Annotated in this window: 7 protein-coding genes and 1 pseudogene; 5 read left to right on the top strand and 3 right to left on the bottom strand. The window is 38.9% G+C overall.

The window, feature by feature from the left end:
- Positions 1-970 (bottom strand): sulfatase-like hydrolase/transferase (locus tag HMPREF0023_RS06670; protein WP_008941562.1); only part of this gene is annotated, 970 nt, incomplete at its 3' end.
- A 341-nt stretch (positions 971-1311) separates the two neighbouring features.
- Between HMPREF0023_RS06670 and HMPREF0023_RS06665 the strand changes: the two genes are divergently transcribed.
- From HMPREF0023_RS06665 to HMPREF0023_RS06655, 3 genes are all read left to right on the top strand, one after another.
- On the top strand, positions 1312-4413 hold the full coding sequence (locus HMPREF0023_RS06665; protein WP_008941561.1) for an efflux RND transporter permease subunit: 3102 nt from the start codon (positions 1312-1314) through the stop codon (positions 4411-4413).
- A 279-nt stretch (positions 4414-4692) separates the two neighbouring features.
- A complete protein-coding gene (gene mgtE / locus HMPREF0023_RS06660) occupies positions 4693-6030 on the top strand; it encodes a magnesium transporter (RefSeq protein ID WP_004640257.1) in 1338 nt (445 codons plus the stop codon).
- 76 nt (positions 6031-6106) lie between these two features.
- Positions 6107-6685, top strand: coding sequence for a DUF4112 domain-containing protein (locus tag HMPREF0023_RS06655; protein WP_004640255.1), 579 nt, complete (start codon positions 6107-6109; stop codon positions 6683-6685).
- A 63-nt stretch (positions 6686-6748) separates the two neighbouring features.
- Here the strand turns inward: HMPREF0023_RS06655 and htpX are convergent, their stop codons facing one another.
- On the bottom strand, positions 6749-7654 hold the full coding sequence (htpX, locus tag HMPREF0023_RS06650; protein WP_004640254.1) for a protease HtpX: 906 nt from the start codon (positions 7652-7654) through the stop codon (positions 6749-6751).
- Positions 7655-7871: 217 nt separating this feature from the next.
- A complete protein-coding gene (locus HMPREF0023_RS06645) occupies positions 7872-8735 on the bottom strand; it encodes a lytic transglycosylase domain-containing protein (RefSeq protein WP_008941560.1) in 864 nt (287 codons plus the stop codon).
- Between the two features lie 496 nt (positions 8736-9231).
- Between HMPREF0023_RS06645 and ttcA the strand changes: the two genes are divergently transcribed.
- Together ttcA and HMPREF0023_RS06635 are read left to right on the top strand one after the other, a co-directional pair.
- Positions 9232-10137, top strand: coding sequence for a tRNA 2-thiocytidine(32) synthetase TtcA (ttcA, locus tag HMPREF0023_RS06640; RefSeq protein WP_004640251.1), 906 nt, complete (start codon positions 9232-9234; stop codon positions 10135-10137).
- A gap of 196 nt (positions 10138-10333) precedes the next feature.
- Positions 10334-10716 (top strand): annotated as a pseudogene (locus HMPREF0023_RS06635) (SCP2 sterol-binding domain-containing protein).
- Positions 10717-10733: the final 17 nt, after the last annotated feature.

Raw genomic sequence — 10733 nt, 5'->3', positions numbered from 1 at the left:
AAGCACCGAATAAAGATGAAAGATAAATATCATCTTGATTACTGATCCAGTAAATTTTATAACCAGCTGCTCGTGCGTAAGCCAAGATACTTTCGGGTGAATATGTTTTATATTCTGCTGCTGGGCTTTCGGTCAGTAACACACGCAAAGCATTAATCGTCGAAGGCGATGGTGAAAAAGCATTACAGAAGACTTTAAGTTGATCTATTCGTTTGTTAAGTTCTGGCGTAGTGTCTCTGCTATAACCACAAAGACCTAAATCAAGACTCGTGATACTTTCAGAAAGTACTAAAACATGGGTCTGTTTTAGCTTGCTTGGATCTTGAATAATCAGGTTCTGTTGTGCACTTTGATCCCATTGATGATGTACATTCTTATGTTGTTTGATTCGATCTCGGAAATCTTGAATTTTCTCATGATAATTCGTCCAAAATACAACGGGATGTACTTTGCGAGAAGGCTTCATGAGATAACTGGTTAAGGTTAATACCACCAAAAAAATGATACAAATACGATAGAACCGACTATTCCAAAGTTGTTTAAAGCTATTTTCTTTTAAGTATTTAAATGCCGCAATGTTATATCCAACTGTCAATGCGATGAGACCAAAAAATACCGATAGAATGGTGAGCATATGAAGCTGGAAAAACTCCCACGTTTCTGCATAACTGGTATTCGCAATCGCCTCAATAATAAAATAAGCTTCATTATCACTGCTGAACAAGATCCATGTGCTGGAGCGAAGCAACGAATCGAACCAGAAAATAAACCACCAAAGGATAGAAAGAAGATACCAATAAAATTTGCGTTGTGTTGCTGCAAGAACTAGGAAAATAACGCCTGGTAATGATAAAAAACCAAGTCTCAATCCGTCAGATAAATTGCCAGAAAAAATTAATAAACCACCAGTAATTAATGCTGGCAGCAAAATTAATAGAAGAATATTAAAGTTTTGCAGCGTGGTTTTCATAAATGACGAATAAAATAGGGGGTGGCAATAAGCGTGCTACTATCTGATTTACTTACGTGGCTGTCAATCTGTATTTATGAAGTAATTGATAGCAAAGCGATTTAAATTAAATACTTTTTAGTCAAAATAATCTGTAGCAAATCGATGGAGATTTGGTCGATATTAAATCGTAAAAATCCACGATTCCTCCTTAATTAGCACTTTTTGAAATGATATGTTAATAGGGATGGTATTTTGAGAATGACTTAGAGATGATCAAGCTTAAAATCTGTACTTACTTTAATTGATCTTCCACCTATCTTTTTGAAAAATTGACTGTTTCTGGAACGGAATGAACAGCCATGTTATCTAAGTTTTTTATTCATCGTCCCATCTTTGCTGGTGTTTTAGCAATTATCGTCATGGCTGTTGGCTTACTCGCGGTATTAAACTTACCGGTAGAGCGATATCCAGATATTGCGCCACCACGTATCACTGTCGCAACGAGTTATAGTGGTGCAGATGCACAAGCTGTAGAAGATAGTGTTACCCAAGTATTAGAACAACAAATTAAAGGGATTGATCACTTACTTTATTTTAGTTCTAGTAGTGACGCTAGCGGTAATAGTCGGATCAGTCTGTTTTTTGCACAAGGTACTGATCCAGATCAAGCACAGGTTCAAGTGCAAAACGCAATTAATGGTGCCATTAACCGTCTACCGGAAGATGTACAACGACAAGGGGTAACCGTTCGAAAATCTCTGAGTGATTCATTTATGGTGATAGGATTGGCAGATTCATCTGGACGTTCTACCAATATTGATATTTCAGACTATTTAACCAATCACTTTGAATTAAATTTGAGTCGTATTGAAGGGGTGGGCGAAATCAGTGTGTTTGGTTCACAATATGCGATGAGAATTTGGTTAGATCCAAAAAAGTTACAACAATACCAACTAAGTGTCAGTGAAGTTAGAACAGCTTTAGAAAGTCAAAATGCGCAAGTGGCTGCTGGGGCCATTGGACAGCTCCCTAGTACCGAAGATCAATATTTAAATGCAAGAGTGACTTCAGGCTCCTTGTTACAAACACCTGAGCAATTTGAACAAATTATTATAAAAGCCCATGGAGATGGCAGTTTAGTTTACTTAAAAGATATTGCGCGTATTGAAGTGGGGGCAGAAAACTATCAAGTGTTTAACCGTTTAAATGGCTACCCAGCTTCTGGATTATCGGTATCGTTAGCTGTGGGTGCCAACGTGATGCAAACGGCTGATCTTATTTATCAAGAAGTAGAACGAATTAAGAAGGATTTACCCGAGGGATATATCGTCGTTTATCCTCGGGATGATACGCCATTTGTTAAAGAGTCAATGTCTCAAGTATTAGCGACCTTGATTGAAGCGATCATTTTAGTGGTTTTGGTGATGTTCCTGTTTTTACAGAATTGGCGAGCAACGCTGATTCCCGCGGTTACAGTTCCTGTTGTGATTTTAGGAACCTTTGCTGTGCTCGCAGTTTTAGGGATGAGTATTAACACCTTGACTTTATTTGCCATGGTGTTAGCGATTGGTTTACTCGTCGATGATGCGATAGTGGTAGTTGAAAACGTTGAACGTATCATGCATGAGCAAAAGTTGGATGCTAAACAAGCCAGTATTCAATCCATGCAAGAGATCAGTGGAGCATTGGTTGGTATCACTTTAGTGTTGACCGCCGTATTTATTCCAATGTCGTTTTTTACAGGTGCGACGGGCATTATTTATCGTCAGTTTTCGATTACTTTAGTCGCAGCGATGTCTTTATCCTTATTGGTTGCTTTAATTTTGACACCTGCCTTATGCGCAATTCTTTTAAAACAGCAGCATCAAAAAGCAAAGTGGGCTCAAAGCTTTGAGCGAGGGTTAGATCGGGTTAGGGCTGCTTATCTAGCGCTTGCAAAAAAAGCAATTCAGGTAAAGTCGGTGGCGATTATTTCATTTATCGTGTTAATCAGTGCCTTTGCTTGGGTTTATCGCGAATTACCGACCAGCTTTTTACCACAAGAAGATCAAGGCCTTTTAGGGGTACAATTCCGTCTCGCAGAAGGGACTCCCATGAGTCAAACTCAACTTGTGGGTCAGCAGATTTCAGATTACTTTTTGAGTGAGGAAAAAGATAATCTCAATGGCATTATGGTGATTCATGGTCGTAATTTTTCAGGTACAGGGCAAAATCTTGGACAAGCTTTTGTATCTTTAAAACATTGGGATGAACGTCAGGGAAGTGAAAATAGTGCACAAGCGATTCGTGCACGGGCAATGAAACATTTTGCACAAAACAATCAAGCAAGAATCATGGTGGTTATGCCTGCTGTAATTCGTGGCTTAGGTAATTCCGATAAAATTGATTTTTGGCTACAAGATACTCAGGGAATGGGGCGGGATAATTTATTAACCTCATTTAGAGAGTTACAACAACAAGGTAATGCACTAGAGAGTATTGAAAATCTAGATAAAAAAACCAATGATGATCAGGCAGTTTTAAACCTTCAAATTGATCATCGCGCGGCGATGTTGCATGACTTAAATGTGAGTGAAATTAATCGAACGATTTCGACAGCGTGGAGTGGCAGTTATATTAATGACTTCATTGATCGTGGCCGAATTAAGCGTGTTTATTTACAAGGTGACGCACCGTATCGCTCAAAACCAGAAGATTTGGGCTTTTGGCATGTAAAAAATGCACAAGGTCAAATGATCCCATTTACCCAGTTCAGTCAAGTGTCTTGGCAAGGTGCACCGCCATCCTTACAACGTTTTATGGGCTATCCTTCGATTGAGTTAGAAGCTGATTCAGCGAGTGGTTTTAGTAGTGGTCAAGGCATGCAAGCCTTGACAGAACTTGCAAATAATATGCCTGGTATTGACTTGGCATGGAGTGGTTTATCTTATCAAGAGCAACAGTCTAGTAATCAAGCAATTTGGTTATACGTGATTTCTATTGCCTTCATTTTTCTATGTTTGGCTGCTTTATATGAAAGCTGGTCGATACCATCTGTGGTGATGGCTGCAATTCCATTAGGGATCGGTGGAACAATTTTGTTTAGTTATTGGTTTGGTTTCGCCAATGATATTTATTTCCAAATTGCTTTGCTGACGACCATAGGACTGTCCTGTAAAAATGCCATTTTAATGGTTGAGTTTGCTGCGAGTTTACAACAGCAAGGAAAATCTTTATTGGATTCGGCTTTGCGTGCTGCGGGGTTAAGATTACGTCCAATTTTAATGACATCGATTGCCTTTGGCGCAGGGGTAATTCCATTAATGTTTTCAACGGGAGCAGGGGCTTTGAGCCGCCAAGCAATCGGTTATAGCGTTTTTGGAGGTGTTGTATTTGGTACGATATTAGTACTTATTTTTATTCCATTAATGTATGTGCTGATTCGCTCTATTTTTAAAGCCAATACTGTTATTCAACATTAAATTGCTAAAAATGTCATATTTGATGAACGTCGTTTAGATTGAAACAAAATAAGACATATTTCATAGAGATAGGGCTTGAGCCATTGGGTTCAAGCCTTTATTATTCATGCGCCGTATAAACGGTTCAATTGAGAGTTTATCTAAAAAATGGACACACAGAGTTGTAGGTCTCGATCAAGTACTTACTACCTTAAATATTCCCTAAATACGCTAGGTTTTTACGCGCACGATTAATTATGTCTGCGACCTAGCCGAATGTGTTTGGGCTAGGAGATTCGCATGTCAAGAAATGAATTAATCACACTACTCAACGAAACTGTTGCAAACCATCACCTCGATCAAGCACTCGCTTTACTCAAAGGTGTTCCCTCTGCCGACTTGGCTGAATTATTACAACAAATGATCCCAAGCTATGCAGCTTATTTGCTCGAGCATTTACCACAACGTGCCTATATTTTTGCGGAGTTCCCTGCGAAACAGCAAATGCTGATCGCACAAGAAATGCCTCGTCAAGTACTGGCAAAGATTGTAAGTGAAATGCCATCCGATGATCGTGCTGACTTGTTTAAACGCTTAGATCCGAGTGAACAGGAAACTCTATTACCCGCATTAGCCCAAGCTGAAAGAGAAGACATCCGCCGTCTTGCAGATTATGTCGAAGGCACAGCGGGGGCGATCATGTCTTCGGATTATGTGACGCTAAAACCTGAATTTACTGTTGCTCAAGCAATAGAGGCATTACGCAAGGATGCCCCAGACGCGGAAACGATTTATCAGGCTTATATTATTGATGAACAACGGCATCTGATCGGTGTTGTGTCTTTGCGTGAATTGGTTTTGGCACAACCAGAAACACGAGTTGCACAGTTGATGGTACGTGATGTGATTAGTGCGCGTGTTGATGACGATCAAGACCACATTGCTAAAATTATGGCGCGTTATGATTTGCTTGCTTTACCGATTGTGGATGCACAACAAGCTTTGGTGGGGATTATTACTTACGATGATGCAATGGATGTTGCCAGTGAAGAAGCAACAGAAGATTTCTTAAAAGTAGGGGCTGTCAATGCAACCACTAAACTAAGTATAAAGTCCGCACCTATCTTACAGTTGTATCAGAAACGCGTTTTTTGGTTGGTTTTTTTAGTATTTGGTAGTCTGTTATCGGGTATCGGAATCGCGCATTATGAAGATGTCATTGCGCAACATCTTGTTTTGGTGTTTTTCTTACCACTTTTAGTTGGGAGTGGGGGAAATGCAGGATCTCAGTCATCAACATTGATGGTGCGAGCATTGGCAACAGGTGATGTGCAATTTAGAGATTGGTTTTATTTATTAGGTCGAGAAAGTTTAGTCGCGTTATGCTTAGGTGGAACGATGGCAATTGCTGTTTCACTCCTTGGTTATGTACGTGGTGATGCATTAGTTGCATTGGTTTTGGCATTTAGTATGGTTGGAATCGTACTCATGGGATGCTTGATTGGTATGAGTCTGCCTTTTATTTTAAATCGATTTGGTTTTGACCCTGCTAGTGCATCTGCGCCTTTGGTTACTTCGATTTGTGATGCAATGGGAGTATTGATCTATCTCTTTATTGCATCGATGATTTTGTTCTAATTACAGAACAAAATATACCGAAAAAATTGATATGCTAATTTATCATCAATAGAACTATGTATCTTAGGCTGACTGAATGACCCAACAAAAAAAACTAACGCAACAGCAGGCGATTGCAGTAGAGCGTGATTTAGCAAAATTTGCCAACACCATGGATAGTTTGGTGCGTATCCCATTTACTAAACAAGGGGTGGGTGCCGATGCCGCATTGAGTACCATTCCCTTTGCAGGTGACATCGCAGGATTTATTTTAACGCTCTATGCATTTAAAAAAGCCAGAGAGGTTGGTGTTCCGCAACATAAATTGAATGGAGTGGTGAAGCTGGCAATCTTGGATATGCTTGTTGGTTTTGTCCCGATCGTCGGGACAATTTTTGATGTGTTTATCCGTCCTAGCCGCAAGACCTTAGACATCGTACATGATCATATTCGTGAAGAATATCAGGTGCGAAGTGATATCCATGTGGTGCATCCTTTTTTACATGAAGCATTAGAACAAAAGCAAAAAACTTCAGCATTTTGGCGTAACCCTATTGTGAGTTGGATCTGGTTGCGGATACCTGATTTATTGGGCATTGCCATTCTTATTTTATTGGTGGTCGCTGTATGGGCTGGATTTAGTTTTTTATGGCAATGGTATCAATCCTTTCATTGAGCGAGATACTCATAAAAAAACAAAGCCTCCATATAGGAGGCTTTGTTTTTGAATCTGTTTGATTTAATGAACATTCAATTGTTTGAGCGCAGCAACACGTTGCTCAATACTTGGGTGAGTTTGGAATAAAGCAGCTAAGCTAAAGCCTTGTTCCTTACCTTCCGTAATTGCAAATGCTTTCATTTCTTTTGGCATTTGATCTGGCATTTCTGACTCAGCTTGTAAGCGAAGCAGTGCAGAAATCATGGCATCTTTACCTGCTAAACGAGCACCAGCTTCATCTGCACGATATTCACGTTGACGAGAGAACCACATTACGATTGTGGATGCTAAAATACCAAACACAATATCTAATACGATGGTAATAGCGAAATAAGCAAGACCAGGTGCTTCCCCATCTTCACGACCAAAGACATTACGGTCGATAAAGTCACCTGCAACACGCGCAAAGAACATAACGAAGGCATTGACTACACCTTGAATCAAGGCAAGTGTAACCATGTCACCGTTCGCAACGTGTCCGATTTCGTGTGCAAGTACTGCACGAAGTTCATCTTTGTTCATGCGTTCTAATAGACCTGTCGAAACAGCTACTAGTGCGTCATTTTTATTCCAACCAGTTGCAAATGCATTTGATTGATAAGATGGGAAGATCCCCACTTCAGGCATTTTAATACCTGCACGTTGAGATAATTGAGAAACTTCTTGCAACAACCACGCTTCAGCCTGATTACGAGGTGCATTCGGGTCGATTAATTCAGTCCCAGTGGTTTTTTTAGCCATCCACTTTGACATGAAGAGGGAAATAAATGAACCCACCATACCAAAGACAAAACAGAAGACTAATAGGTTGCCTAGATTTAAGCCACCCGCACTACGGTAACTACCGACACCGAAGAGTGACAAAATAATGCCAGCTACAACCAGTACCGCGAGGTTGGTTAGCAAGAACAAACCAATCCGCATCATTGAGAAAACCCTCTTATAAAGAAAAAGTGATCTGATTTATAAATATAAATCATCCCCATAATATGCAGGCTGAACCCTAAAAATTCAAGAAAAAAATGGATGGAATTGTATTTCAGTATTAAAACGATGAATGAATGAAGAAACAACAACTTAAAATCATTTTAATGCACTAAATAAGTACACATTATGAAGATGTATCGTTGTTTTAATGTACAGTTTAATCACTCAATCGTATGTGTGCAGATGCTGAGGCATTTGCAGTCGAATAGGTGCCCGCAGGTGCATCTGTAAATGTTCCGTCTGCCAGTGTAATAATTTGACGGTTATATTGTTTTGGGGCGGGGCTGCTAGTGGATAGATTACTTGGTAAGTCAGCATTTGAATAACTGACGGATTGTGCCATCAATGCATTATTCGTCGTCACACTGCCTAGACCAGAAGCATACAAGTTTTGATAACGGCTGGTTACGCGACGTACATAATCTTGCGTTTCACGAAAAGGTGGAATACCACCATACTTATCGACATTACCTTCGCCCGCATTATAGCCAGCTAGTGCGAGTTCGGTATTGCCATTAAAACGTTTTAATAACCAGCTTAAATAGCGAGCACCAGCAAAAATATTTTGTTGTGGGTCATATGCATCACTAACATTAAATCGTCGAGCGGTTGCAGGCATTAATTGCATTAAGCCTTGGGCACCTACTGGGGAACGCGCGCGGACGTTAAATCCCGACTCAGTATGCATGACTGCTTTAATTAATCCTTCAGATACACCGTGTTGTTGCGCTGCTTGTCTAATCAGATGATCAAAAGCATTTCTATTACGATTATAGCTGGGAAGCACAGAGGCCTCAGTTTTACCCCAATTGCTATAGGTGTGAATATTACTGTCAGGATAATAAGTCGCTTTAACGACTTTCAAATGGCTATATTCTGCTTTCTTCTTGTTGGTGAGTAAGGTTGTACCGTTAGTATCTTTGAATTGATAAATGGTTTGCCCTGCATGAACATGTGCAGAGTTATAAAAAAAAACGATTGTCCCCAAACAGAAGGTCATTAAATACGTTATTTTGTTCATCGTTATAATATTCACAAATAGATGAGCTTTAATTCCTTAGCGCAGTGTAACAAAAAAATGCAAAAAATGGAGTTTTAATACAATTTTTTTTATTTTGCTGTCTAACAAAAAATCAAGTCATTTTGTTCGAATGTTCAGCAAAAAAAAATTTAATTTTTTTTTAAAATTGAAGTATTGACTTATATAAGCTATTGATTATTAATGCTTAAAATAACTGGTCAAAAAATGATCAATTTAATCAAAAGCCTTATTATCTGATCAAAACAGTTTGTCAATAGCTAAGAAATCCACAATTTTATCCACAGTTTTTGTGGAAAACTGTGGAAAAGTTTGAAATATAAGCAATCTAGGCAATTTTTATAATTTTTGATCAGAATTTTACCAGTATGAAATCTGAATATGACGATAGAAAGAAATTGAAAAATTCTTTTGGTGCGGTTTTTTTCGAATTCAGATAAAATCTCGCAGTGTTTTTGTTTATGAGTTAATCACGTCTATGTACGCGCCAGTGGAGTCCAACCAAGGATTTAATTTCAAGCCAGAACTTCCAACCAGTTCGGCCTATTATCGCCTGTTGAAAAAACTGCGTCGCCAAGTGGGGCATGCAATTCGTGATTATAAAATGATCGAGGATGGCGATAAAGTCATGGTGTGTGTGTCTGGTGGTAAAGACAGCTACACCTTACTTGATATTTTGTTGCAGTTTAAACGTATCGCACCGATTAATTTTGACATTGTTGCGGTCAATCTTGACCAAAAACAACCTGGTTTCCCAGAAGATGTTCTTCCACGTTATATGGAAGAAAATAATATTCCATATTACATTTTGGAAAAAGACACTTATACCATTACCAAGCGATTGACGCCTGAAGGTAAGACCTATTGTGCAGTCTGTTCTCGTTTACGTCGTGGTTCGCTGTATGGTTTTGCACAAGAGATTGGCGCAACTAAGGTGGCATTAGGTCATCATCGTGATGACATTATGGCAACATTTTTCTTAAATTTATTCCATGGTGGGAGTTTAAAGGCGATGCCGCCTAAGCTTCTTTCATCAGATAAAAAGAATATCTTAATTCGCCCTTTAGCGTATGTTGAAGAAAAAGATATTATTAAATACGCAGAAATGCGTAAGTTTCCAATTATCCCGTGTAATTTGTGTGGTTCTCAAGAAAACCTGCAACGCGCTATAATCAACGATATGTTGCGTGAGTGGGATAAGCAATATCCAAAACGTCTACACAGCATTTTCGGTGCTTTACAGAACGTATCACCGTCACAATTGGCTGACCGCGAATTATTTGATTTTGAAGCTTTAGATGGGCAGCGTGAGTTTGATCTCAAAGATCCTGAAGAGCTGAAAAATCGTCTCGATGTGGTTAATTTAAGTTTTGCAGCTGATTAAAATGTAAAAATTTTTAAAAGGCACTTTGTTAAGTGCCTTTTCTTTATAATTTTTTTAAAATTTGGATCCTACGTACAAAAAATCATAGCCTAAAATAAAATATACGTGCTATAACATGGCACGAGCAAATTGCTTCATGTGATGTTGTCTGGATAGATAACACAAGAAATTGAACAAATACATTTGAGGAATAATCATGGCTGCATTTTTAACTGATGATTGGTTTGCAACAGTCGATAAACTTACTGCTGAAGCAGGTGATTTAAACTTACCACCAGCGCTTGCGAATTTAGCGATTAACTTAGTTGTAACAGATGCAGCTGGTAATACTGAGCTAGCTCTTGATGCTGGTAAGATCCAAAAAGGTTTGTCTTCAAATGCTAAAACAACTTTAAATATGGATGCTGAGACTTTACGCAAAGTATTCTTAGAGTTTGACATGGCTGCTGCAATGCAAGCATTCATGACAGGTAAAATCAAAGTCCAAGGTGATATGTCTCAATTAATGGCATTGCAAACTGCAAAACCAAGCCAAGAGCAAAAAGATTTATTAAAAGAGTACTTGAGCAAACTGCTTAAGTGATCAGCAAAAAAAA

The sequence above is a fragment of the Acinetobacter sp. ATCC 27244 genome (genome assembly GCF_000156555.1).
Classification (GTDB): Bacteria; Pseudomonadota; Gammaproteobacteria; order Pseudomonadales; family Moraxellaceae; genus Acinetobacter; species Acinetobacter haemolyticus.
This window is presented reverse-complemented; position numbering and strand designations above follow the sequence as displayed.